Source organism: uncultured Fibrobacter sp., from assembly GCF_937877005.1.
Taxonomy (GTDB): domain Bacteria; phylum Fibrobacterota; class Fibrobacteria; order Fibrobacterales; family Fibrobacteraceae; genus Fibrobacter.
Map to the genome: position 1 here is coordinate 1 of NZ_CALEFV010000215.1, position 24,094 is coordinate 24,094.

The 24,094-nt window shown below is 47.8% G+C and carries 20 protein-coding genes; 6 read left to right on the top strand and 14 right to left on the bottom strand.

Annotated features, from left to right (window positions below; translation table 11 throughout):
* Positions 1–73: 73 nt before the first annotated feature.
* From Q0628_RS09650 to cysT, 11 genes are all read right to left on the bottom strand, one after another.
* Positions 74–319: a sulfurtransferase TusA family protein gene (locus tag Q0628_RS09650; protein WP_072810168.1), complete on the bottom strand. Its 246-nt coding sequence runs from the start codon at positions 317–319 to the stop codon at positions 74–76.
* 198 nt (positions 320–517) lie between these two features.
* Positions 518–1,477: a serine O-acetyltransferase gene (locus tag Q0628_RS09655; RefSeq protein WP_298770500.1), complete on the bottom strand. Its 960-nt coding sequence runs from the start codon at positions 1,475–1,477 to the stop codon at positions 518–520.
* A 97-nt stretch (positions 1,478–1,574) separates the two neighbouring features.
* Positions 1,575–3,317, bottom strand: a complete 1,743-nt coding sequence (locus tag Q0628_RS09660) for a cysteine desulfurase (RefSeq protein WP_298770502.1) — start codon at positions 3,315–3,317, stop codon at positions 1,575–1,577.
* Entirely contained in the window at positions 3,304–4,269 is a 966-nt protein-coding gene (locus Q0628_RS09665; RefSeq protein WP_073115771.1) for a family 2A encapsulin nanocompartment shell protein, read from the bottom strand. The genes Q0628_RS09660 and Q0628_RS09665 overlap by 14 nt, the downstream gene beginning before the upstream one ends.
* Positions 4,270–4,357: 88 nt before the next feature.
* Entirely contained in the window at positions 4,358–5,836 is a 1,479-nt protein-coding gene (locus Q0628_RS09670) for a ThiF family adenylyltransferase (RefSeq protein ID WP_298770505.1), read from the bottom strand.
* A 159-nt stretch (positions 5,837–5,995) separates the two neighbouring features.
* Positions 5,996–6,373, bottom strand: coding sequence for a M67 family metallopeptidase (locus tag Q0628_RS09675; RefSeq protein ID WP_298770507.1), 378 nt, complete (start codon positions 6,371–6,373; stop codon positions 5,996–5,998).
* Positions 6,374–6,382: 9 nt separating this feature from the next.
* The gene (locus Q0628_RS09680) at positions 6,383–7,240 is read right to left on the bottom strand and encodes a 4Fe-4S binding protein (RefSeq protein WP_298770509.1); all 858 of its coding nucleotides are present in this window, start codon (positions 7,238–7,240) and stop codon (positions 6,383–6,385) included.
* A gap of 47 nt (positions 7,241–7,287) precedes the next feature.
* Complete coding sequence (locus Q0628_RS09685) at positions 7,288–8,514, bottom strand: O-acetylhomoserine aminocarboxypropyltransferase/cysteine synthase family protein (protein ID WP_295096752.1); 1,227 nt, start codon at positions 8,512–8,514, stop codon at positions 7,288–7,290.
* Between the two features lie 122 nt (positions 8,515–8,636).
* A complete protein-coding gene (locus Q0628_RS09690; RefSeq protein ID WP_298770511.1) occupies positions 8,637–9,695 on the bottom strand; it encodes an ABC transporter ATP-binding protein in 1,059 nt (352 codons plus the stop codon).
* A 57-nt stretch (positions 9,696–9,752) separates the two neighbouring features.
* Positions 9,753–10,595, bottom strand: a complete 843-nt coding sequence (gene cysW, locus Q0628_RS09695) for a sulfate ABC transporter permease subunit CysW (protein ID WP_298770514.1) — start codon at positions 10,593–10,595, stop codon at positions 9,753–9,755.
* Positions 10,595–11,425 carry a sulfate ABC transporter permease subunit CysT gene (gene cysT, locus Q0628_RS09700; protein ID WP_298770516.1) on the bottom strand — a complete coding sequence of 277 codons (831 nt, stop codon included), beginning with the start codon at positions 11,423–11,425 and terminating at the stop codon, positions 10,595–10,597. The genes cysW and cysT overlap by 1 nt, the downstream gene beginning before the upstream one ends.
* A gap of 143 nt (positions 11,426–11,568) precedes the next feature.
* Here cysT and Q0628_RS09705 point away from each other — a divergent pair, with 143 nt between their 5' ends.
* The 3 genes from Q0628_RS09705 to Q0628_RS09715 all read left to right on the top strand — a co-directional run bounded on the left by Q0628_RS09705 (position 11,569) and on the right by Q0628_RS09715 (position 15,028).
* The gene (locus Q0628_RS09705) at positions 11,569–12,138 is read left to right on the top strand and encodes an HD domain-containing protein (RefSeq protein WP_298770518.1); all 570 of its coding nucleotides are present in this window, start codon (positions 11,569–11,571) and stop codon (positions 12,136–12,138) included.
* A gap of 116 nt (positions 12,139–12,254) precedes the next feature.
* Positions 12,255–13,241 (top strand): guanosine polyphosphate pyrophosphohydrolase, encoded by a 987-nt coding sequence (locus Q0628_RS09710; RefSeq protein WP_298770520.1) that lies wholly within the window; start codon positions 12,255–12,257, stop codon positions 13,239–13,241.
* Positions 13,242–13,558: 317 nt separating this feature from the next.
* Positions 13,559–15,028, top strand: a complete 1,470-nt coding sequence (locus tag Q0628_RS09715; RefSeq protein ID WP_298770522.1) for a P-loop NTPase fold protein — start codon at positions 13,559–13,561, stop codon at positions 15,026–15,028.
* Between the two features lie 64 nt (positions 15,029–15,092).
* Here Q0628_RS09715 and Q0628_RS09720 read toward each other — a convergent pair whose 3' ends face one another.
* The 3 genes from Q0628_RS09720 to Q0628_RS09730 are packed head-to-tail and all read right to left on the bottom strand — an operon-like array spanning position 15,093 to position 20,903.
* Positions 15,093–18,188: an HsdR family type I site-specific deoxyribonuclease gene (locus Q0628_RS09720; RefSeq protein WP_298770524.1), complete on the bottom strand. Its 3,096-nt coding sequence runs from the start codon at positions 18,186–18,188 to the stop codon at positions 15,093–15,095.
* Positions 18,189–18,193: 5 nt separating this feature from the next.
* The gene (locus Q0628_RS09725) at positions 18,194–19,345 is read right to left on the bottom strand and encodes a restriction endonuclease subunit S (RefSeq protein ID WP_298770526.1); all 1,152 of its coding nucleotides are present in this window, start codon (positions 19,343–19,345) and stop codon (positions 18,194–18,196) included.
* The gene (locus Q0628_RS09730) at positions 19,332–20,903 is read right to left on the bottom strand and encodes a class I SAM-dependent DNA methyltransferase (protein ID WP_298770528.1); all 1,572 of its coding nucleotides are present in this window, start codon (positions 20,901–20,903) and stop codon (positions 19,332–19,334) included. Before Q0628_RS09730 ends, Q0628_RS09725 begins: the two co-directional genes overlap by 14 nt.
* A gap of 570 nt (positions 20,904–21,473) precedes the next feature.
* Between Q0628_RS09730 and Q0628_RS09735 the strand changes: the two genes are divergently transcribed.
* From Q0628_RS09735 to Q0628_RS09745, 3 genes are all read left to right on the top strand, one after another.
* On the top strand, positions 21,474–22,994 hold the full coding sequence (locus tag Q0628_RS09735; RefSeq protein WP_298770530.1) for a PIN domain-containing protein: 1,521 nt from the start codon (positions 21,474–21,476) through the stop codon (positions 22,992–22,994).
* 2 nt (positions 22,995–22,996) lie between these two features.
* Entirely contained in the window at positions 22,997–23,371 is a 375-nt protein-coding gene (locus tag Q0628_RS09740; protein WP_298770532.1) for an ASCH domain-containing protein, read from the top strand.
* A gap of 59 nt (positions 23,372–23,430) precedes the next feature.
* Positions 23,431–24,094, top strand: a 664-nt coding sequence (locus Q0628_RS09745; RefSeq protein ID WP_298770534.1) for a Fic family protein, incomplete at its 3' end; no start/stop codon positions are given.

The window sequence follows — 24,094 nt, forward strand, 5'->3', positions numbered from 1 at the left end:
GCTATACGATACTTGGCAACTTGTTGCCATAGTAGAGTTATCCTCTTTGGGGAGAAGGCGGGGATCTCCTTGGTTAGTCGCCGACTTTCTTCACGATGAGCGTGTAGGTTCCGTCCTGGTTGTCATCGAGTTTCAAGATTTCGTGCCCCTCTTCCTTGATGCTGCGCGGCACGTTCTGCACCGGTTCGCCGTCGTTCAGGCGGATAGAAAGGATTTGACCTTCTTCCAGTTCCTCGAGGGCGACCTTCGCCTTCACGAAAGTAGTCGGGCACACGACATCGGTAATGTCAATGGTGTCGTCGATTTTTATTTCTGCCATTGTTGTTTCTCCGTACATTGTTGTTTTAATTTGGCCCAAATATAGAACGCGTTTTTGCTTGCGTCCAATACATTGTTTTTATGCTGAATTATCAGTTTTTTCTATAGCAAGTCATCATCTTATGATTTATGATGACATTAAATTAATTCCGAGCACATTAATCTTTCGTCTATAGCGAGCTTGCGAGCGTTCTCTCGTCTAAATAATGTAGTACCACTCCTCGCTTTGGGTAATTTCTTCCGTCTTGTGTTGCTTATCGGTAGAAACGTAGTCCATTTCGAGGCTCTTCATGCTCACGCGGGTATTGGGCGCGACAGAACTCGTGATGAAGGCGCTGCCGCCGATGATGGCATTTTCGCCCACGACGGTATCACCGCCGAGAATGGAGGCGTTTGCGTAAATGGTCACGTTGTCTTGAATGGTGGGGTGACGCTTCTTGCCGGAGAGGCGCTGGCCCCCGCGTGTCGAAAGAGCACCGAGAGTGACACCCTGGTAAATCTTCACGTTCTTGCCTATCACGGCGGTTTCGCCAATGACGATGCCTGTGCCGTGATCGATAAAGAAGTACTTGCCGATGGATGCGCCCGGATGGATATCGATGCCCGTTTTGGAATGGGCGTATTCGGTCATGAGACGCGGGAGAACGGGAACATGCAAAAGGTAAAGCTCGTGGGCGATACGGTAAATCGTTGTCGCCATAAGGCCCGGATACGCAAGGATAATTTCGTCGAGGCAGCCGGCAGCCGGATCGCCGTCATAAGCGGCATGCAAATCGGTTTCAAGACATTCGCGAATCCAAGGAATCTTCGCGAAAAATTCCTTGCAGATGCGGTAGCTTTCAATCTTGCGCTCGTCCGATGTCATGGTACCGCGGAGCTTGCAATAATCAAGCGCGATGGCCACCTGCTTGTGGAGGTGGTAAAAAGTATCTTCAATAATGACCGCGAAGCTATTCTTCGGGTTGTAAATCTTGTGCGAGCGGTCCCTGAAATGTCCGGGATAAACCACACGGATCAGGTTCTGCAAAATCGTCTGAATCTCGGCCTGGTCGGGTCGATTATAGATGTCAATGTTGTCGATATGCTTGCCGCGATTGTAATCGGCAAAAATCGTCTGGACAGCTTTTTCGACTTCTGATTCCTGGATAAGTTCGTGCATGACAAAATTCAGGGTAAAAATTTAAGGAATAGTGTGGAATGCGAGATGTGAAATGAAATTATCTTCACTCCACACTACACATTCCACACATCACATTTTATGCGAACGTCTTCAACGCCCTCACAAGAGCGTCGATGTCGTCCGGAGAGTTGTACAGCGCAAGCGTCGGGCGAACGGTACTTTCGTAACCGAAATGCCTGAGCACCGGCTGTGCGCAGTGGTGACCTGTACGCACGGCAACACCGTAGGCGTCAAGCCTCTTGCCCACTTCTTCGTCGGAATAACCGTCGAGCTTGAAGGCGAGAGCAGAAGCCTTGTTGAGTGCCGTACCTACAAGGTGCAGACCCTTGACGGTCTTCAGTTCCTTGAGGCCATACTGCAGCAGTTCATGTTCCCAGCGGAACACGCAGGGCATCCCGATTTCGGAGAGGTACTGGAGAGCAGCACCCAAGCCAACAGCGTCGGCGATGCTTCCGGTTCCTGCCTCGAACTTGTTCGGGATTCCGTTGTAAATCGTGCGTTCGAACGTCACGTCGGCAATCATGTTGCCGCCGCCGTGGTACGGGCGGGCCGCTTCGAGCAATTCCTTCTTGCCGTAAACGACGCCGATACCGGTCGGGGCAAACACCTTGTGTCCGGAGAACACGAAGAAGTCTGCGTCGAGGGCGGAAACGTTCACCGGAATGTGCGCGATGGACTGTGCACCATCAATGAGGATTCTCACGCCGTGCCTGTGGGCAATGGCAATGAGCTCTTCGATCGGGGTGACCGTACCGAGCACGTTTGAGACATGCGTCACGGAAACGAACTTGGTGCGCTTCGTGAACAGAGCCTCGTAATCGTGCAACTTGAGCTGGCCGGTAGAATCGCAGGGAATCACCTTGATGATGGCGCCTGTTTCTTCGGCAATGAGCTGCCACGGCACGATATTCGCGTGGTGTTCCAGGATGGAGACAATGATTTCGTCACCCGGCTGGAGCGTCGGCTTCACGTAAGCGTTAGCCACCAGATTGATTGCTTCAGTCGTACCGCGCACGAACACGATTTCCTGCGAAGACGGGGCCCCGATAAAGTCACGAACAATGTTGCGGGCGTTTTCATAGGCATCCGTCGATGCGGCCGCGAGTGTATGGGCACCACGGTGCACATTGGAGTTCTCGTTTTCGTAGTAGTACTTGAGGCGGTCAATCACCACTTGCGGGCGCTGCGTCGTTGCACCGTTATCGAGCCAGACAAGCGGATGGCCGTTGATTTGCTTCGAAAGAATCGGGAAGTCGCTACGGATTTGCGCAAGATTCTTGGAACCGATGCGGATCGATTCGTTGCGGGAATTGGAGCCGGAATTGGCTGAACCCTTGTTCACGGAATCGCCACCGAGCGAAGTCGGAGCGTCAATCAGGCGAGCATTTTCTGCTGCCTGGGTCTTGGAAAGGACCTTCGGGGAGTAACCCTGTGCCGGTGCGGGAGCCGCCGGGACATCGCCGAACTGCGACAAAAATTCCGCTTCGGGAACCGCAGGGGCTTCCACGGAGTTGAGCCAGGTATCGGTGGAATTGCCGCCATAGGCAAACGGAGCCGAAGAAGTCGGCTGGTCGCCATAGGTCGCAAACAGATGTTCCCAGTCGAATGCGGGAGTCTGGTTGATGGCAGCAGCCCCCTGGGCGGCGTTCACTCCCTGAGCCGCAGAAACGTTCTGCACTTCGGGTGCCGCGGGAATTGCAGCATAAGCACTGTCCGTCAGGTCGGGAAAGTACTCATTTGCCAACTGCTCCAGTTCAGCCGCATTGGGAACTCCGGCGAGCTCTTCCAGCGATCTGGTATCTGGATTATTCGTAATCATAGTATTCGCCAACCTCTACGTCTTCGAGAACTGCAATGGCGTCGTCGGCAAGGATAGCCGCAGAGCAGTACAGGGAAAGCAGGTAAGAAGCTACGCCCTTGTTGTCGATGCCGCGGAAACGCACGGAAAGGCCACGAGAGTGCTCGTTCTTGAGACCGGCCTGGAAGAGGCCAATCACGCCGCGTTTGGCTTCGCCAGTGCGCACGAGCAAGATATTGGTCTTGCCGCCCTGGGACTTCGGATTCTTCACGCCGTCCACGAGAAGTTTGTCGGTGGGGACCAGAGGAATGCCGCGCCAGGTGAGGAACTTGCCACCGGCGATATCGACAACAACAGGCGGCACGCCACGGCGGGTGCATTCGCGTTCGAATGCGGCAATGGCACGCGGGTGGGCAAGGAAGAAGGACGGTTCCTTCCAGACCTTCGAAATGAGTTCGTCGAGATCGTCCGGTGTGGGGCGGCCGTCGGCGCGGAGCGGCTGAATGCGCTGGGAATCAGCCACGTTCTTCAGCAGACCGTAATCGTCGTTGTTGATGAGCAGGCTTTCCTGACGTTCGCGAAGCGATTCGATGGCAAGGCCGAGCTGTTCCTGAACCTGGTCATACGGAGAGCTGTAAACGTCTTCGATAGCCGTGTTCACGTTGATAATCGTAGAGATGGAATTGAGCTTGTATTCGCGCGGTTCGGTTTCGTATTCGACGTAGCCTTCCGGAATAATGTCGGTCTTCTTGGTCTGGCTGCAAAGAACATCGAGCGGGGTTTCGCCTTCCACGACCTTGTTCACGCGGAACAGACCCGTTTCGAGACCCTTGAATTCAAGGAACTTGGTGAGCCACTTGGGAGTGAGTGCACCAAATTGCGGCTTGGTCTTGGTGACGTTCGCCAGATTGTAGGCAGCCTTTGCGCCAAGCGCATTGATGCCGGTTTTCTTTTCTGTAGCTTCATTTGCCATAGTGGTTTACCTCTTGTGTTTGTGTTAAGTGTTGCACTTTGCAGTAAATTTCCTACCAATTTAGTAGGCTTTGTGCAAAAAAATTTTTTTACAGCCAGGCGCCCTCGTGCGAGAACATGATGTCCTTCATGGCATCGACGCCGCCCTTCAGGTTGTAGAGCGGTCCCGTGTAGCCCGCTTCGCGCAAGGTGTTGATGGCGAGAATGCTGCGCTTGCCCTGCTTGCAGATGAAAACCGTATCCTTGTTCGGGTCCAGTTCTTTTTGCCTGCGGGCCAGCTGCCCGATGGGAATCACGATGGCGTTCGGGAAGCGCAAAATCGCCCGTTCATGCGGCTCGCGCACGTCCACGATAGTCATCGGGTCGCCATTGTCAATCTTCTTCGCGAGTTCTTCGGGAGTAAAGCCCTCCACCGGAATTTCGTTTTCGGTCTTGAGCCCGCAAAGTTCATCGTAATCGATTTCCTCGACATCGGTAATCGTCGGGTTGCTCCCGCAAATGGGGCAGTTCCTGTTGCGTTCTACCTTCAAAATTCGCGAGGTCAGGTACAGGCTATCGATATGCAGAAGTTTCCCGTTCAAGTGCTCGCCGATACCGAGAATCAGTTTGAGCGCCTCGTTGGCTTGGATGCTCCCGACAATGCCCGGAAGCGGACTGATTGCACCACCTTCGGAACAGGAGGGAATGAGCCCAGACGGAGGGGGCGACGGGAATTGGCAACGGTAGCACGGGCCGCCGTCCAGATTGAAAATACCAACCTGGCCTTCGAACTGGTAAATCGCGCCGAACACGACGGGAATGCCGTGCAGCGCACACGCATCGTTAATGAGGTAGCGCGCCTTGTAGTTGTCGGAGCAGTCGACCACCAAATCGTAACCGTCAATCTGTTCCAGGATATTCGAAGAATCGAGCTGCACCTTCTCGGCGATAAGTTCGATATTCTTGTTGATGTTCTTTACTTTGTCCTTAATGGAGGCGACTTTCGGGCGTTTGATATCGCGGCTTCCGTGAAGTACCTGGCTCTGCAGATTTTCAAGCGAGACCTCATTGAAATCAATGACCTTGATAGTCCCGACTCCTGCCGCGGCAAGGTACTGGATTACAGGCGAACCGAGCGCACCTGCACCCGCGACAACGACCTTTGCCGCCTTGATGCGTTTCTGACCCTTGACGCCGATTTCTTTAAGCATCAGGTGCTTGCCGAAGCGCTCCACTTCGCTGTCATCGAAGGCGACTTCCTTGCGCCTTTCGTCCGAAATCAGACTTTCAACTGCGGCAATTTGAGATTCTTCAACAGGCGCTCCGCCAGCGATTGCCGGCAAAAGCAGGATTTCCGTTTCTTCAGGCAAAGGGGTTTCCCAGAGGGCATCTACCGTCAGGTTCTTGCCATTGATATAGATTTGGATAAAATTCCGGATTTTGCCACCATCGTCGTACAAGACATTCTTTGCGTCCGGATACATGTCCAGGAGAATGGCGAGAGCCTTCCTGACTGAACTTGCGGGAATCTCGATTCGGGAATTTCTTCCGAAAAAATTTCTAAGAGTAGCCGATATGTATATTTTCACTTTTTCCTCCGTACAAAAAAAAGTGGAATTTTGGACAAAATAAACACCTGGATTATTTTCACCGCGAAATATAGAACCGGATTTTGCCTATGTCCAATACTTAATTTTTATGCGGAATTATCGAATTTTTTTATAACGCCCTAGAACAGCAAGGAGTCGTCAGCATTTGATATCGTTTTTGTAACTTCTGATATCGGCAACCCCCTCCCTTGTCACGGAAATTATCACGTAAACAAGCCCAGGGACCATGTTTCTGGCATCTTCCCTGGACGGTACAGCCTCATAATCGGGGTGCGAGTGGTAAAAACCGACGATTTCAAGCCCGCTTCCCTCGATTTCCCGCTCCACCTGGTAAAGAAAGAGAGGGTCTGCCTCGAAATGCGTCCCTCTCCCCTCTCTCTGAACACGGTTTGGCAAAGCGCGTATTTCCGTCACCTCAAACTTGCCGTCCGGGGCGTTTTTCCCGAGCAAAATTCCGCAACATTCGTGCGGATAACTTTGCCGGGCTTCTTCTGCAATACGTTGCCGCCAGCTCATTTCTTAACGCTAGACACTCGCTTCCAGGATTTTCTTCGCAAACACGTCGCGACCGATGCGGTCGATGGTGTACTTGAAGCGTTCGCCGGGCTTCGCGTTCTCGGCAAAGAACGTGATGGCCGCATCGCAGATATCGAGCAACTTTTGCTTGTCTTCGATGAAAGGGATAATCGTTTCGCCCTTGTTGATGTTGTTGCCGAAAAGGCCGCCGAAGGACACGATGTAGCCGTGAGTATCTTCCCAGGCATCCGTCGGGCAAGACTTGTAGCAGCGACCGCAGAAATTGCACTGCGATTCGTCGAAGATGACCTTCTTGTTTTCGACCTTGATGGCTCCCTTGCGGCAAGTCTTTGCGCAAAGCCCGCAACCGATGCACTTGTCCTCGATCCACTTGACCTTGATGGCACCCTTGATGCCCACGTCATTTTCTTCGGCCTTGAGGCAGTTGTTCTGGCAACCGGTCACGCCGAACTTGAACTTGTGCGGGAGTTCACGGGCAAAATAGCGGTCGTCAAGTTCCTTAGCGAGCGCGTAGGTGTCGATACACCCGCTCGGGCAAACGGCTTCACCCTGGCACGCCGTGATGGTACGCACGCGCGGTCCGCAAACGCCCGGTTCCACGCCGCCTTCGGCCAAGGCCGCCTTCACGTCTTCTACGTTTTCGAGCTTGATGAACGGAATTTCGACGCTCTGCCTGGAGGTCAAATGAGCGTAGCCTTCGCCGTACTTGTCGGCGACTTCCGCGATTTTGGCGAGTTGTGTTGCAGTCAAATTACCGCCCACGACGCGTACGCGCAGCGAGAAGTTATTCTTCTGCTTCTGGCGCATCCAACCGCCCTTTTTAAGAGTTGCATAATCCGTTGCCATATTTTTGTGTCTCCGTTTTTCATGCCCGCGACGGCGGGCATCTCCGTTTAAATTTTCTTTATAGCTTGTTCGAAATCTTCCTTCAAATCCTCGACATTCTCGATACCGATGCTCACGCGAATCGTCCCTTCGAAAATCCCCGCATGTTCCTTCTGTTCCTTGGAACTGTGCGTAAAGATGGTGCTTTCCGGGTGTATCACCAGCGTGCGGATATCCCCGATGTTGGTGGCGATGGTGGCGTACTTGAGCCCGTTAATCAGCTTGAACGCCCGTTCCTTCGTGCCCGCGTCAATCGTGAGGATTGCGCCTCCCCTGCCGCCAAGCTGCTTCTGCACCAGGTCGTAATAGGGGCTGCTTTTGAGGGCCGGATAGTTGACAGAAATGTCATCAAAGCCCTGCAAAAATTCCGAGAGTTGCAGCGCATTGCTGCACAGGCGATCCATGCGCAGGCCGAGAGTTTCGAGCCCGAGCGAATTCAGGAAAGATGTCTGAGGAGCAACGCAGCAACCCACGTTGCGCCAGATTCCGTTGCGCAGTTTCGCGATGTAGGCGAACTTGCCGAAACGCCTGTATTCTTCAAGGCCCTTGTAGCGGGCGTAATCCCAGGGGAAGTTCCCGCTATCGACAATGAGGCCGCTAATCGCAGAACCGCTGCCGTTTATGTACTTCGAAGACGAATGCACCACGATATCCGCGCCGAAATCGAAGGGATGCACAAGGTACGGCGTAGCTGTCGTGCTATCGACAATGAACGGGACGCCACCCTCGTGGGCTGCATCCGCCACGGCCTTTAGGTCAACGACATTCAGTTTCGGGTTCCCGATAAGCTCGGTAAACACCGCCTTCGTCCTTTCGTTCAGCTGTTCGCGGACACTTTCAGCAGTCACTTCGGTAACAAAGCGAGTCGTGATGCCGAACGCCTCCAGATCGTGGAACAAGTCGATGGTGCCGCCAAAGAGCCCGGCGCTCGCAATCACCTCGTCACCCGCGTGCAAAATATTCAAAAGCGAGATAGTCACCGCCGCCATGCCCGAAGAGCACGCCACCGCGCCGATTCCCTTCTCGAGCGACGCGATTCGTCGTTCAAAGGAATCGTTCGTGGGGTTCGCGATGCGCGTATATGCAAAACCCGGAGCCTTGTTGTTGAACACGGCTTCGAGTTTTTCGGCGGAATCCTGTGAAAAGGCGCTCACCTGATAAATCGGCGCAAGCGTAGAACCGCTACATCGGTCGCTACCAAAATTCTGGTGCAATAAAGCAGTATTGAATTCCATTCAGCATGTCTCCGTACAATTTTTATCCGCAGCCAAATATAGAACGGGATTTCAACCCCGTCCAATACTTAATTTTTATGCGGAATTATCAATTTTTTCTATAACAAAGCCGCATCCGTTCGTTAAATCACCACCACCGGCTCACGCAGCGACTTGTTCTCAAGCAGGGTCGCGGCATCTCCCTGGGTCACGAACATGCGATAGATGAACACGTCCACCTTTTCGCCCACCTCGATTCTCGGCTGATCGAAGGAGCGCCGCGCCGTAAGCAAGACCCCATTCACGCGGACGCGCAGTTCGATACCGTAACCGCGGAAATCCACTTCTTCCACGACGCCTTCTTCTGCAGAATTCTTGTACTTCTGCACTTCAGTTTTCTTGGTGACCTTCACAAATTCCGGGCGCACAATCGCATTCTCTGCATTTTCGAGGATGTCGAAGCGGCGGAAATTACTATAGTCCTTAAAAATGCTGGGCTGTCCGAAGAACGATGCCGTAAAGGCGGTTTTCGGGTTGCTGTAAACCTCGTACGGCGTGCCCACCTGCTCGATGCGACCCCTGTTCGTGATGATGATTTCGTCGGCCACCTCAATGGCTTCGTCCTGGTCGTGGGTCACAAAGATGCTGGTGACACCGAGTTTCTGGATCATACCCTTGAGCCAACTGCGCAGTTCCTGACGCACCTTCGCATCGATTGCGGCAAACGGTTCGTCAAGGAGCAAAAGCTGCGGGTTCGGAGCAAGCGCACGCGCAAAGGCCACACGCTGGCGCTGCCCGCCCGAAAGTTCGCTGGGGTAACGTTTTTCGAGTCCGGAAAGGCCCACCAGTTCCAAGAGTTCGTGAACACGTTCCTTGATTTCATTCGCGGGCTTCTTCGCAATCTTGAGACCAAAAGCCACATTATCAAAGACCGTCATGTAACGGAACAGGGCGTAACTCTGGAATACGAACCCGATGCCGCGCTTGCTTGCGGGCACATTGTTGATGACCTTCCCGTCGATGACGATTTCGCCGCTGTCCGGGTTTTCGAGCCCCGCAATCATGCGGAGAATCGTCGTCTTGCCCGAACCACTCGGGCCCAGAAGGCCGATAAGTTTGCCTTTCTCGATGCCGACAGTCACATCGTCCGAGGCCTTGAAATTTCCGAAATGCTTGTTGATATGTTTGAGTTCGACGTACATAAAATCTCCTATTTCATAATCGTCATCCCCGCGCAGGCGGGGATCTAATTTTCAAGGCTATTTCTTTCTTCCCTTATGTTCAATGACGCTTCGAGCAACCAGAATGAGAATGGCTAGCATCACCAGTATCGACGCCACCGCAAACGCGGGCACGTACTGGAACTCGTTAAAAAGGATTTCCACATGGAGCGGGAGCGTGTTCGTCTTTCCGCGCAGGTGGCCCGAAATCACCGACACCGCACCGAATTCGCCCATGGCACGCGCCGCGCAGAGCACCACGCCGTAAAGGAAAGCCCATTTGATATGCGGGAAAGTGATGCGCCTAAAAATCGTAAAACCCTTCGCACCCATGAGCGCCGCCGCCTCTTCCTCGTCGGTTCCCTGCGATTCCAGTACCGGAATCAGTTCGCGGGAAATAAACGGGAAAGTCACGAAAATTGTTGCAAGCACGATTCCCGGCACAGCAAAGACAATCTTGATGTCGGCATCCTGCAACAGCGGGAAAATCGGGCTCTGACGGCCAAACGTGAGCAAGAAAATCAGGCCCGCAATAATCGGCGAAACCGTCACCGGCAAGTCAATGAGCGTCGCGAGAATCTTTTTCCCCTTAAACTTGAACTTTGTGAGGCTCCATGCGGCACACAGCCCAAATACCGTATTGATGGCGACCGCGAAGAACGAAGCCTCTAGCGTAAGGAGTATCGCCTTGATGGTGTAATCGTCGGCAACCGCCTTGCTGTACACCGCAAAGCCCTGCTTGAACGCTTCGGTAATCACCGTAATCAGCGGGAGAATAAGCATCAGGAATACGAAAAGAAGGCTTATGCCAATCAGCGAATACCTGACCAGCTTAGAACCCTTCGTATCGCGATGGAGACCGCTCTGCGTAACTACACTCATTAGCTACCTCCCTTGAGAATCTTGGCGGTCCTGTTCTGCACCACGTTCACCAGGAACAACGTAATGAACGAAGCCACCAACATCACGAGGGCAATCGTCGTCGCGCTGGAATAGTCGTATTCCTGGAGTTCCGACATGATGATGAGCGGCGCGATTTCGGTTTCGAAGGGCATATTACCCGCGATAAACACGACGCTGCCATATTCGCCAAGGCAGCGCCCGAAAGCGAGTCCGAACCCCGTAAAGATGGCGGGAATCAGTTCCGGCAATATTACCTTCCAGAAAATCCGCGTGCGGCTTGCGCCCAGCACACCCGCGGCCTCTTCGTAGGCGGGGTCCAGTTTTTCCAGCACCGGCTGCACCGCGCGTACCACGAACGGGATGCCGATAAACACCAGCGCCACCGTAATGCCGATGCGCGTAAACGCAATCTTGATTCCGAAATTCGCAAAAAAGCCGCCTACAAGGCCCGTATCCGCAGTGAGCGCCGTAAGCGCGATGCCCGCCACCGCCGTAGGCAATGCAAATGGGAGCTCAATCGTTCCGTCCACGATGCGCTTGAGCGGGAACGTGTAACGCACCAGCACCCAGGCGAGAACCACGCCCATCACTGCGTTGATAAGCGATGCGATAAAAGCCGTCAAGAAACTCACTTTAAAACTGGACAGCACGCGCGGACGCGTGATGACATCAATAATCTCACTCGCGCTCATCTGGGCAGAAAACACGACCAGCGAAGCAAGCGGAATCAGCACCACCACGCTCAAAATCGCAAGCGTAACGCCCGTAGTAAGGCCGAAGCCCGGTATGACAACACTCTTTCTTTTCATAAACGTTGCCAAATATAGAACGGGCTTTTGGGTGCGTCTAATACTTAATATTTATGCTGAATTATTGTTTTTTTCTATAACAAAAGGGGGTGCAATTGAAATTTGAAATATTTATATTGCCACTGAAAATTTGGAGGCATTAGATGAGCTTGACCCTTGAACGCGCAAAAGAAATCAACAATGGACACGTGACCGAAGAATCGCTGGTCATCCATTCCCTCAACGTATGCTACGCCATGGGTGCCATGGCCAAGCACTTCGGCGAGGACGTTGAACACTGGCAGGCCGTGGGCTACCTGCACGATTACGACTACCAGGAATTCCCCGAAGAACACCTGCAGCACACCGAAAAGGAACTGCTCGCACAAGGCGTCTCCGAAGAAGACGTGCGCGCCATTTTGGCGCACGGTTTTGAAATCGTGAATCAGGTGGAACCCAAGACCAACATGGAAAAGAGCCTGTTCACCGTCGACGAACTCACCGGAATCATCCAGGCCTGCGCGAGAATGCGCCCCAATGGAATCCTGGACCTGGAAGTAAAAAGTTTCATGAAGAAGTTCAAGGACAAGAAATTCGCCGCCAAGTGCAACCGCGACTACATCCTGAAAGGCTGTGCCCTGCTCGGCATGGACGTGAAGGATGTTGCCGCCATCTGCATCGAGGGCATGCGTGAACACGCCGCCGAAATCGGATTGGCCGGCAGCGCCGCATAATTACGACGTTATTCAAAAATCGTAAAGTTTTCCAAAAACTGTAACGAAAAATGCCAAAGTCCCTTGCGAAAGAGCTTTGGCATATTTTTTGCATTCTATGGGGCGCAGGATTTAATATGATTTCTTTGAACGATTACTTGTTTTCTGGAAACACGGTGCTGAAAATTTTGCACCAGTATTCTAACGACCTCAGGAACAGCGCGAAAGAAACGCGCAACAGCATCGACCTTGCCCATTCGAATTTTCTGATTCAGATTATTGAATTGCTGGAGCACAACGACTTTTTGACTTCGCAGTCCCAGCGAATCAAAGAATTCTACAAGTTCATGACGCGGGAATACCCGTTCTTGGCCTTTACCTTCAAGGGTCGCATTAAGTCGCTGATTCGCGCCGAAGAAAAATTCAATGGTTACATCCTTGAATACATTTACGGCTACTACAAGAAAAACGGGAAGTTCCCGACAGAAGCCGAAATCAAGAGCAAGCTGAACTTTCGCGACTTGATTGCTTACCGCATTGTGATTTCGATGCCGGTTTGCCACATTAAAAAGGGCGAGAACCGCCGCGAAGTAGAAGAAAAGTATCTGTACGAAATCGCGAACGTGCTGCCGGAATTCTTGGAAGAGCGCGGCTTTACGGCAGAAATCACGAAGTACACGGAAGACGGTCATTCGGAATTGTTGAATGAACAAGTGCGACCGTATTACCACGATTCGGTGGCATTCCCGAGAAGTTCGGGCTACCAGTCGCTGCATATTATTTTCTACGACAATCTAGCCCGCTGCTTTACCGAGGTGCAGTTGCGCACCAAGGATATGGACGACTTTGCCGAAATCGGCGAGGCGAACCATTTTGGCTACGAGAAAACGCAAGAGGCGCGCCGCAGCAAGCACGACGAGATTCCGAGCGGCGAATGCGTGTATTTTGACGAGGCTTACGAGCGCCTGACAAAATTGCAGGAAATCGAGCTCGCGAATGTGGACGTGAACATGTTCAAGGCAATCAACAACCAGCTGATCAACGACGGTTGCGGCCTTTTCCGCGGTCGCCAGATTTTACCGTTCGAGCACCTGTCCCGCTTCCAGAACGATTTGATTGACTGATAAAGGCAAAAATGGGCGTTTACGAGCCATCCGGTCTGCTTAATTTTTGCTAAAAATGTCGGAAAAGATGTCGGATTAATGTCGGAATAAATGTCATATTATTTGTCATGATAAATGTCATGATAAAAACATGTTTGTCGGGGTATTTGTCGGTGTAAATGTCGGGGTAAAAAACGACAAAAAATGGGCGTTCCCCGGCTCGTTTGCCCTCGCCGGGTCGGGCTATATTCGCTTCGCTCACGGAGCCTGTAGTCTCCGCCCCAAGGGGTCACTATCCCTAACGCAAAATCAATTATATTTAAGAAAAAAGGTTAATTATGCAACAAGATATGTTAGGGCGTGGGCCGTTCGTCTCATTATTAGAAAATATTATTGTTCAAAAAACAAATACTCGTGAAGGTTTTTCATTTGCCATTGATGGTAAGTGGGGTTGCGGCAAATCGTGGATTTTGAAAGAACTTGAGCAAAAGCTCGAGTTGAAGAATTATTTGGTAATTCACTATAACTGCTGGGAAAACGAATACTACGAAGAACCGCTTGTCGCTATACTCTCTGTTATAATTGATAAACTGAACCAATTGCAAGATAAAATTTCGGACACGAATAAAAAAGACAGAATACAAATTGCATTAAAATTTTTCGCCGAAGTAATATCGACTATCTTAACAAATAAGTTCGGTATCGGTTTTAACGAATTTTTAGAATCCGGGAAAAAAGCAATAGCCGCAGACAAAGCTCCTGCTATATCAAAAGATTTTGACAAGAATCAATCGTTAAAAGATGCTTTAGCAGCGGTTCGCGAAAATCTTTTACAATTAACTAATGTCCTGTCAGAAAGCAAAGATGTATTTGAAAACGTCATTATCGTAGTCGATGAACTTGATCGTTGCTTGCCTGAATACGCCATTAAAGTAATGCAGCGGTTACATCATATATGTTTTGACACTACATCCGATAAATACATGTTTATTCAATTAGCGGCAATCAATAAAAGTGAATTACTCGGCTCCATAGCCAAAACATTTGGCCGTGAATTCAATTTAACACAGCGATATACAAACCCTAATGGTTATAATCCAGGGAAAATCTCTTGCGATAACTTTGAGGAATCTCAAATTCAATTTGGCAATTATTATTTCAAGAAATTTTTCCAGATGATAATCCCCGTATCTAATGGCGAAAAAATAGACAATCCATTGTCCCTTCTAGAGGGATTTGATAAAAACTTTGACGAGGCTGATACTAATGGAAGAGAATATGTTGAAAGATTTTTTACTGAGGTTCTTTCGTTCTTTCCTATGCGAACCAAATTAGAACTAATTCATTTGATAAAAACCGCTCACGAAATTACAGCCTTAGACAACTCATTAGATAAAAATCTAAAATACAACACCTTATGCATAGAATTAATAGATGGTCTTTGCAAATCTATTCTAAAAAAAGGATATCCCGTAATAGTTCATCAGCAGATCCAAAAAGAAACACATAATCTATACTTACACATCCCTCAATTAACACTTATAGAAGGAATCTCTAACACACTTGAGTTCAATCAATCATTCATTAAATGGAGCTCGTCTAATTGCGAAGAAAGACAATATAGATTTGTGGGAAATACAAATTTTACGAAAGTTTATGAATACAAATTATTGGTGCCAGAATCGTATGTAAAAGCGTTCTATAAACCATTAAAATCAACCGAAATAAAAAATATCGGTGCAGGCCCCATCCCCTCCGAAGTCGCTTTTATCGAAGCTTTCCGAAAGACGCTAGAAACTTTGGTATAAGGTCATTCTTCATACTTCTTGAAATTCTCAACCTGCTTCAGGACTTCATCGTAGGCTTCGTCGATTACGGTTGGCGGGTAGCCGTTTTTTTCAGAAGCACCGCCAAATCGGAATAGAGTTCATCGCGAATATCCTGCCGGTTGGTCCAATCGGCGTATTTTGCTTTGCCATTGACGAGTTCCCTAATTTTTCGGGCCAATTCAATGTAGGTTTCTTCGTTTAAGGCCTTACGGAAATTGTGCTCATCGGCGACGGCGACTAGGATATCGTAGAAAGCCTTTTCGATATAGGATATTCCCATTTCTTCAAAGGAACTTTTTTCTTTTTTCAAATCCTTGAATACTTTTTCAAGTTCTTCGCTCAAGTTATCGACGGTTTCTTCGATAATTTCTTGAACTTCGCTGAGTTCGTTACGACTGTTATAGCGGTCAATGATGTTTTTCAGGCGTTTCGAAAATTCGGCTGCTTTCAGCATGTTCGTCTTGCCAAATTCCTTGATGGCGCGTTTCAGCAACTTGACCAGCGCGAAGTATTTCGTATTCGGGAATTTTATTTTCTTCAGTTTTTCCAGAAATTCGTCGCTGAATAAGTTTTGCACGTCGTCTTTTGCAGAATCGTCAAATGTGAAATCCTTACCCTCGTATGACGAGCAGATGGCCTTGTCCACAAGTTCTGCAATTTTCTTATTCATCAAGGTGGCGTCAGGTGTATCGCCAATGGTCATCTTAAAAATTACGGAACGGACACACAAGAAGTAATGCAACAAATCTACTTCACGTTCTGTAATTTGATCGTGACCGATACAGACGTCAAACGCTTTCTTGGCGCGCTGCGTAAAGCCCATAAATCGGTCGCGACGTTCCTTGAACGCCATTACAAATTCAACCCCCTTGTTGATGATATCCAGCCGTTCAAGAGGCGTAGCCGTCTCTTCAAAGAACCGGCTATAATCCACATCGTTCATCAAGTCAATCGTCTTTTGCAAGAAATCCTTGAAGATGACGAGGGCTGCATCTGTTCCGTTAACAGGCTTGATATCGCCATTATACAACTTCATCGCTTTTGCAATAGACGATTCAAGACCGATGTAATCAACAATCAACCCGTATTCTTTTCCCTTGAAAACTCGGTTCACACGGGAAATTGTCTGAATTAGGTTATGCCGTTCTACGGGTTTGTCAAGATACATGGTGTCAAGCGACGGAACATCGAAACCGGTAATCCACATATCGACAAGAATGACAATCTTGAAATTCGATTTTTCGTTCTTGAATTCCTTGGCGTAATTTTTGCGATCGTCTTCAGTCCCGATAATCGCCTTCATTTCAGCGGTATCGTTCTTGGAACCGCTACAGACGAACTTGACCTTTTCAATGTCCATCGCATCGCGGCTGATTTCATTTCCGTCGTATTCAGGCGCGCATTTGCGTTTTTCAAACCATTCCGGGCGGAGCGTCTTGATTCGTTTATAGACTTCAAGCCCAATTTCACGGTCATAGCACACAAACATTGCCTTGCCGTTTACCGTTGCGTTTTCGCGGCAGCGTTTTTCATAATGACCAATAAAGTGATTGACAACAATATCAAGGCGACTTGTAGCTCCCAGAACCGTCTTGATTTTGAGCATATCCCGTTGCGATTGTTGAATCTGGTCGGGATTTGTGCCGGCGTTTGCCATAGATTCGTAGAATTTATCGCAAATTTCAGCTTGACGTTCATTTAATTGAACTTCTCGCGGGCCGTTCAATCGGGAAATTTGAACCGTTGCGCCGTCTTCTTTTGACTGGAACATCGTGTATTTGAAGGTGATGTCTCCAAAGACTTGCAAAGTTGCATCTACGGGCGTGCCTGTAAAGCCGATATAAGTAGCATTGGGGAATGAATCTCGCAAGTATTTCGCGAAACCATAAACTGTTTTGGCGCCCTTGGCTGGCGACATCACAATTTTACTGTTCACATTCGTTTGCGTTCGATGAGCTTCGTCCGAAATACAGAAGATATTCCTGCGGTCACTGAGCAAGTTCAGGTCTTCCCTGAACTTTTGAATGGTCATCAGGTAAACACCGCCACTTTGGACATCCTTCAACTTTTGGGTCAGCATTGGCCGATTCTTGATTTGCAATGTATTCGCTTCTACAAAATATTCTTTGGCATTTTCGAAATCTTCGGACAGCTGGTCGTCCAAATCATTGCGGTCCGTAAGCATGATGACGGTCGGCTTGTCAAAATCCTCGTAAGTCGTAATCTTTTTTGCGAGGAACAGCATGATGTACGATTTTCCGCAGCCGGTCGCACCCCAGAACGTGCCGCCCTTGTGTGTATTTGCCGCATATTCCTTGACGATGCCGTTGAACATCGCCTCTGCACCGTAATACTGATAGTATTTGGGCAAGATAACGAGGTTCTTGTCGCTGTTGTCAGGAATATAGATGTAATTGCGCAAAAAATTCAGTAACGTGCGGCGTTCAAAAATGCCTTCGATAATGTTGTCTATTCCCTGCGGGCCATCGGCATTTCTGTAAGCATCGCCTTCCTTGAGTTTCCACTTGAAATAGAATTCGTATGGACTGAACAACGCTCCGTATTTGTTATTTGCACCGTCGCTGATGACATTGATAAAGTCAAACTTCATTAGCGAAGGAATATTCTGAGCGTAGCGGATATGCGTCTGTTCGTATGCATCTGCAATGGTTACGGAATCATCGGCAGGATTTTTGAGTTCGATAACGGAAACAGGAATGCCGTTGATAAACAGCACTATGTCGGGGCGTTGTAGTTTATATTCCTGGAATTCAAACTGGTTTACGACGCGAAAGATGTTGTTTGTCTCCGCATCGTCGCCAAAATCAAAGAAATTGATGAACAGCCTTGAACCATCGTCTCGCAAGAGGTCAAAACCCTTGAAAAGTCGCTTGTAGGTTTCTTTTAACGCACGATAAAGCGACTGGTTTGAATACTCCGTAATATAGCTCACGACCTGGTCAAATTCGTTATCCGAAAGGGAATCATAATTCTGGTCCAAGTAAGTGCGAAGGTCTTGTTTCAGAATGGGCGTATCCAGCTCACGCCGGATATCGTAGCCGCAAAGGTATTCCCAGGAATTGTTCTCGAACTTTTCAAGAACAGCCTGCTCGAATTCATTTTCGCAAAACTTGGCCATAGGCGTTAACCTCTTTTGGATTTACCTTCTTCGATAGCACCCTTGATTAGGATGGGGCAGATGTTCTTGATTTGCTGCTTAAGTTTTTCATTTAGATTTTTACGAATATTAAATGCTTTGTAAATTTCGGCAATATTCTTTTGAGTTGTTATATCAGGTATTGGAATTTTGTAATCACAGAGTGCATTCCAATCAAAAGTCTCGCGAGCAGAACCCCAAGAGTTAAAACGAGCGTAACGGTCAAACTCGGATCTAACAAAGAAAAGCATTAAATAATCGGAGTCAAGTTTAGAGTCGTCTTTTGGCCTAAAAACAATATAAGATGAAGAGACCAAGTAGGTGTCGTTTGTTGAGTTAAGAGCAATCGTTATTTTATCACCATTTCTTGATGTGACAGGAACATATGCAAACGAATTACGAGACACCTGTAAATACGGATTCAAAGACACGCCAGTCATATCAGCTTTAGTTTCAATAAACTCTTTTTGAATTGAAATGCCTTTTACATCATCAACTGTTAATTTTCCACTTTCATTTTTCTTATCACTCTGCGATATGTATAATCCAATTTTCTCGCAGGGCATTTTGCGGCGGAGTTCTTCAATGTAGGCGTCACAGGTGAGTTTCAGGTCATCAAGGCCTTTTTCATAGGCCTTTTGGTTTGCACACATTGCGTCGTAGATATTAACATACTTCTGCTGCGTCGGCACATCGGGGAGCATAATTGAGATGTCACACATATCTTGCCACGAAAATGTTTCGCGGGCACTACCCCAAGAATTAAATCGAGAATACCGATCAAACTCGGCCCTATTGAAATACATAAAGAGATATTTGGACAACAACAATTCGGGTTTCTTTATGCGAAAAACAATATAGGAAGAGGAAACTATATAAGTATTTTGCGAAGTGTTATGAGCTAGAGTAATTTTTTCGCCATTTCGAGATGTTACCGTCACATAAGCAAAGTAATCTGGCTTGACCAAAATATACGGAGTTAAAGAAACTCCGGACATATCTGCTTTTGTTTCGATAAAGACTTTCTTGATAGAAATTCCCTTAACATCATCAATGCCATAAACACCATCAGAATTTCGGTCATCTGAAAGTTCAATCAGGTCTCCCAATTTATACGTAGCCAAATTACTTAATCCCATACCCAATCCCTTTAAATGCGTTCACAAGCATTTCTTGAGACTTAACTTCTTCGGCAATGACTTCTTGCATTTCCTTTTGGATTCGTTTCATCTCTTTCTTGTAATCGATATCCAGGTCGTGGTCAATGAACTCGATATACTTACTCGGAACAAGCGAATAATCCTTTTCAATGATTTCACTCATCGGGGCTGAGTAACAATATTCCGCTTCGTCCTTGTACAAGTTTTTCCAATCAGGGGATTGCCAGTTGAAAAGCGTTTGCGCAATGCGTTGCTTGCTTTCTTCCGTCAAAAGGGTAAAGCCGTCTTCGTTTGCGCCACCATCACCAAGCTGGCGAGCATCAATGAACAAAATCTCGTTTTCGCGGTTGCGGAGCTTGACATTCTTGCCGTTGCGTTTTACGGTCTTTTCTTTCTTGTGATTGCCCACAATCCAAAGCGTCACCGAAATATCCGTCGCATAGAACATATCTCGCGGCAGTACGATAATTGCCTCTACCTTGTGTTCTTCAATCAATTTCTTGCGGATTTTGTATTCATCGCCATCGGCGTTTAAAGCGCCATTCGCCAAAAGGAACGCCGCCGTCCCGTTATAGCTCAAGTGCGAAATCATGTGCAAAATCCACGCATAGTTCGCATTGCTTACCGGCGGAACTTCGTAGCCCTTCCAACGGGCATCATTTTTCAACTCTTCTTCCGTTCGCCAGTTCTTCAGGTTGAACGGCGGATTTGCCAAGATGAAGTCAGCCTTCAAGTCCTTATGTTTATCGTTCGTGAAACTCGAAGCGTCGGTATCGCCCAAGTTGCAATTCAAGCCGCGAATGGCCAGGTTCATTCGGGCAAGTTTATAAGTTTTGTCATTCGACTCCTGACCATAAATGGTGATGTTCTTCTTGTTGCCTTTGTGGCGCTTGATAAATTCGGCCGACTGCACGAACATTCCACCCGAACCGCAGGCCGGGTCAAAAACGGAACCCGTATAGGGCTGCACGATTTCGGTCATCAGTTCGACAATATTCCCCGGCGTGTAAAACTCGCCTTTTTCGGACTTTGCCGCAATACAGAACTTACGCAAGAAATATTCGTAAACGCGACCGATTACATCGTCCGTTTCATCGGTGCTGTATTGCATCTTGTTGATTTCGTCCATCAGCGAAGAGAACTTGTTCGCCTCGATATGCAGGTCGCGATAGAAGCCTATTGGGAGAGCGCCCTTGAGCGACGGATTGTTCTTTTCCATATTGTTGAACGCATCGTCAATCTGCTTGTAGATGTCGTTCTTCTTGGAATTCTTGAGCAAGTAGTTCCAGCAGTCCGTCTCTTCGAGATAGAACACGTTTTCCTTGGAATAAAAACGCGGATTGTTGACGAAATCCTTCGTGTCTTCGTTTGCAAGGAGAGCCTGGCGTTGCGTTTCGAACTTGTCATAGGCGAACCGCAGGAACAATAGTCCCAACACGACGTTCACGTAATCCGTGGCACTCACGCTTCCGCGCAGCTTGTTACACGCAGCCCAAAGACCCGCTTCGAGCGATACCTGCTTCTTTTCCTTCGCCATAACATCTCCAAGCAAAAGTGGCGAAATCCATCCTCATTCGCACGGAGACGTTGGCCTAAGATGTCGGGAAAACAAAAAAGGCGTGGAGTCGCTTAGCGTGCCTATCATCGCTGCGGGCTACCACACCCTTTCGTACAATAAGCACAAACGACCCACGCCCCAGATGGGACGTGAGTGTTCGTCTTATTCTTGTACGAATTGAAAGTGGTAGTTTCAGCGATAAGAATAAGAGACGAATCTCAAAATTTTCCGGTCGCCCAATGCCGGGTGGCAAAGGGCTATGTCAACTACATTTTAGAAAAAAGGGGCGTTTTTTGCATACGCAATGACGCAGAAATGGTGAAAAAAGGATGGATTTCATGTGCAATGTGAAAAAGAAGAACTTAAATCATTATGAAACGGCTAATTCAGGAACCAAAATTTAGAATGCCACTTATATTTGAACAATTGCTTAAGGTGATGTGAAATTAACGAAACGCCAATCTTTTTTCAAATCAAGCCCCATAATGTCATAATATGTCATCGTAAAATTATATATTTAGTGGGATAGGTTTTTACTAGGAGAATACAATGAAAGTCCTTTTAGATACAAATATCGTGATTCATCGCGAAAATGTGAAGGTGACGAATCCGTCGATTGGGCTTTTGTTTTATTGGCTTGATAAACTGCATTACGAAAAGTGCATTCATCCGTGGTCTCTTGAAGAGTTAAAGGGCTATAAGGACAAAAATATGCAGGAACTTTATGAAACGAAGTTGCCTGCCTACACCATTTTGAAATCGGTCTCTGTTCCCCAAGAAGTTTTTTTGGCGAAAATGCCGAAAGAAGAATCATCGAACGACAAAATTGACCATCAGTTGCTATGCGAGGTCTTCAATAATCGCGTAGATTTGCTGATTACAGAAGACAAAAAACTTCGGGAAAAAGCCCAAAATCTCGGAGTTAGACAGAAAGTCTATTCAATAAATGAATTCGTTTCGGAAAAAACCGAAGAATATCCCGAATTAATCAGCTATAAAATGCTCTCCGTCAAAAAGGAACTTTTTGGCGACATTGATCTGAACGACATATTCTTTGACAGCCTTAAAGAGGCTTATCCTGATTTTGTTCCCTGGTTCAACAAGAAAAGCGAAGAAGAGGCCTACGTTTGCCGTACCGATGAGGGGGTTATAAAGGGGTTCCTGTACATCAAAACAGAAGACCAGTCCGAAAACTACTCAAGTATTGAGCCGAGTTTTTTGCCAAAGAAAAGACTGAAAATCGGAACATTCAAAGTTGATGTTTCCGGATTTAGACTTGGAGAACGCTTCATAAAGATTATTTTCGACAATGCTCTTTACCGAAAAGTAGATGAGATTTACGTTACTTTTTTTGAGGATAGTCCGAATTTGGAGGCTCTGAAGGGTTTGTTGGAAACATGGGGCTTTGTGCGGCATGGCATAAAACACTCCTATGGGAAAGAAGAAGCTGTATTTGTCAAGAAATTGAACGCGTTTAATCCTGAATTGTCGGCAAAGAATAATTTTCCAAACATTCTGTTCGACAAGCAGAAATTTATTCTTCCGATAATGGCGAAATACCATACTTCATTGTTGCCGGATTCTATCCTGAAAACAGAAAAGCAAATTGACTTTATGGGCAAAGACGCCCAGAAATACGCTTTGCAGAAAGTCTATATTTCGTGGTCGCCGGAGCGGAATATCAATCCCGGTGATTTGGTTCTGTTCTACAGAATGGGTGAAGATGGCTCCAATAAGAAATACACGTCGGTCTTGACAACTTTAGGGATGGTTGACCGAATTCATTATGGATTCAATAATAAAGAAGACTTCTTGAAGCAATGCCAAAATAGAAGTGTGTTTTCAAAAGATGATCTTGATTATTTTTGGAACCGGCATCGGGCCAATTTAATGGTTTTGAAATTTGTTTTTGTAAAAAGCCTGAAGAAACGCCTGACTTTGGATTATTTGCATCAACTTGGCGTGGTCGAACCTCCTAATGGACCTCGTCCATTTATGCGAATATCTGACGAGGTTTTCAAACAGATTCTCTCGGATTCCAATACAAATGTTAAATTTGTGGATGGTTAAACATGTGTACGATTCTTCTTTCCATTAAACCCGAATACACCAACCGGATTCTTGAAGGCTCAAAGAAATATGAGTTCCGCAGAAGCGTCGCCAAAAGAAAGGTGGACCGCATTCTGATTTATTCAACCGCTCCAGAAATGAAAGTGGTTGCGATGGTCGAAGTTATTGGTGTCATGAAGGATTCCCCAAAGAGACTTTGGGAGAAGACTCGTACTCATGCAGGAATTTCTCGCCCGAAATTCATGGATTACTACGCCAACCGGTCGGTGGCATATGCTTACCAATTGGGCGAACTGCAGAAATTTGATACGCCTAAGACGCTTGCAGAATACGGCATTTCTGCTGCCCCGCAGTCGTTCGTGTATATTGAAGGGTAAACTTTCCTCTCTCAAAAGTAAGATTATGTTTGACCTTGATTGCTGCACAAGGATCTCCGATGCGAAAGAAACCGTCAGAACTGGATTTTGAAGAATACATCCGTCAGGTCGAGCCCGCTAAGCGGGAAAAGTCCTACGCGTGGTCTACGGCTATCGGCTTGCAGCAGGTCGATGGTCTGACGCCCTCGGATTATCTGCTCGAAGTCGCCAAGAAGAACATTGAAGGGAAGATTTCCCTGAACAAGGCGCAGGCACTTATCGATTCTTATTACGAATCGAAGACGGAGCGTTCCGACGACAAAGACGATACTGAAGAAGCTGACAAAGTTTCTGCCCGCATTGCGCAAATATTGAGTGAAAAGTCGTTCAATTTTTCACCCTCTTTTTTGATTGCTATTCACAAGCGGCTTTTCGAGGGGGTGTTCAAACATGCTGGAGAAATCCGCAAGTACGATATTTCCAAAAAAGAATGGGTACTGAACGGGGATTCAGTAATGTACGGGGCTTCGTTTGAATTGCGGATGGCTCTGGATTATGATTTTGAGCGCGAACGTGAATTTAGCTATAGCAATATAAGTATGGATGAAATAGTCCGTCATCTGGCATTTTTCGTATCGCGTCTCTGGCAGATTCATGCCTTCGGAGAGGGGAATACCAGAACAACAGCGGTATTTATGATTAAGTATCTGCGTACTTTGGGATTTAATGTTGCCAATGATATGT

Bases quoted from the DNA above. Each gene is read 5' to 3' on its own strand.
- Q0628_RS09730 (WP_298770528.1), bottom strand. From the start codon at position 20,903: ATGGCGAAGGAAAAGAAGCAGGTATCGCTCGAAGCGGGTCTTTGGGCT.
- Q0628_RS09725 (WP_298770526.1), bottom strand. From the start codon at position 19,345: ATGGGATTAAGTAATTTGGCTACGTATAAATTGGGAGACCTGATTGAA.
- Q0628_RS09680 (WP_298770509.1), bottom strand. From the start codon at position 7,240: ATGGCAACGGATTATGCAACTCTTAAAAAGGGCGGTTGGATGCGCCAG.
- Q0628_RS09740 (WP_298770532.1), top strand. From the start codon at position 22,997: ATGTGTACGATTCTTCTTTCCATTAAACCCGAATACACCAACCGGATT.
- Q0628_RS09675 (WP_298770507.1), bottom strand. From the start codon at position 6,373: ATGAGCTGGCGGCAACGTATTGCAGAAGAAGCCCGGCAAAGTTATCCG.
- Q0628_RS09690 (WP_298770511.1), bottom strand. From the start codon at position 9,695: ATGTACGTCGAACTCAAACATATCAACAAGCATTTCGGAAATTTCAAG.
- Q0628_RS09735 (WP_298770530.1), top strand. From the start codon at position 21,474: ATGAAAGTCCTTTTAGATACAAATATCGTGATTCATCGCGAAAATGTG.
- Q0628_RS09715 (WP_298770522.1), top strand. From the start codon at position 13,559: ATGCAACAAGATATGTTAGGGCGTGGGCCGTTCGTCTCATTATTAGAA.
- cysW (WP_298770514.1), bottom strand. From the start codon at position 10,595: ATGAGTGTAGTTACGCAGAGCGGTCTCCATCGCGATACGAAGGGTTCT.
- Q0628_RS09665 (WP_073115771.1), bottom strand. From the start codon at position 4,269: ATGGCAAATGAAGCTACAGAAAAGAAAACCGGCATCAATGCGCTTGGC.
- cysT (WP_298770516.1), bottom strand. From the start codon at position 11,425: ATGAAAAGAAAGAGTGTTGTCATACCGGGCTTCGGCCTTACTACGGGC.
- Q0628_RS09705 (WP_298770518.1), top strand. From the start codon at position 11,569: ATGAGCTTGACCCTTGAACGCGCAAAAGAAATCAACAATGGACACGTG.
- Q0628_RS09720 (WP_298770524.1), bottom strand. From the start codon at position 18,188: ATGGCCAAGTTTTGCGAAAATGAATTCGAGCAGGCTGTTCTTGAAAAG.
- Q0628_RS09710 (WP_298770520.1), top strand. From the start codon at position 12,255: ATGATTTCTTTGAACGATTACTTGTTTTCTGGAAACACGGTGCTGAAA.
- Q0628_RS09655 (WP_298770500.1), bottom strand. From the start codon at position 1,477: ATGCACGAACTTATCCAGGAATCAGAAGTCGAAAAAGCTGTCCAGACG.
- Q0628_RS09685 (WP_295096752.1), bottom strand. From the start codon at position 8,514: ATGGAATTCAATACTGCTTTATTGCACCAGAATTTTGGTAGCGACCGA.
- Q0628_RS09650 (WP_072810168.1), bottom strand. From the start codon at position 319: ATGGCAGAAATAAAAATCGACGACACCATTGACATTACCGATGTCGTG.
- Q0628_RS09660 (WP_298770502.1), bottom strand. From the start codon at position 3,317: ATGATTACGAATAATCCAGATACCAGATCGCTGGAAGAGCTCGCCGGA.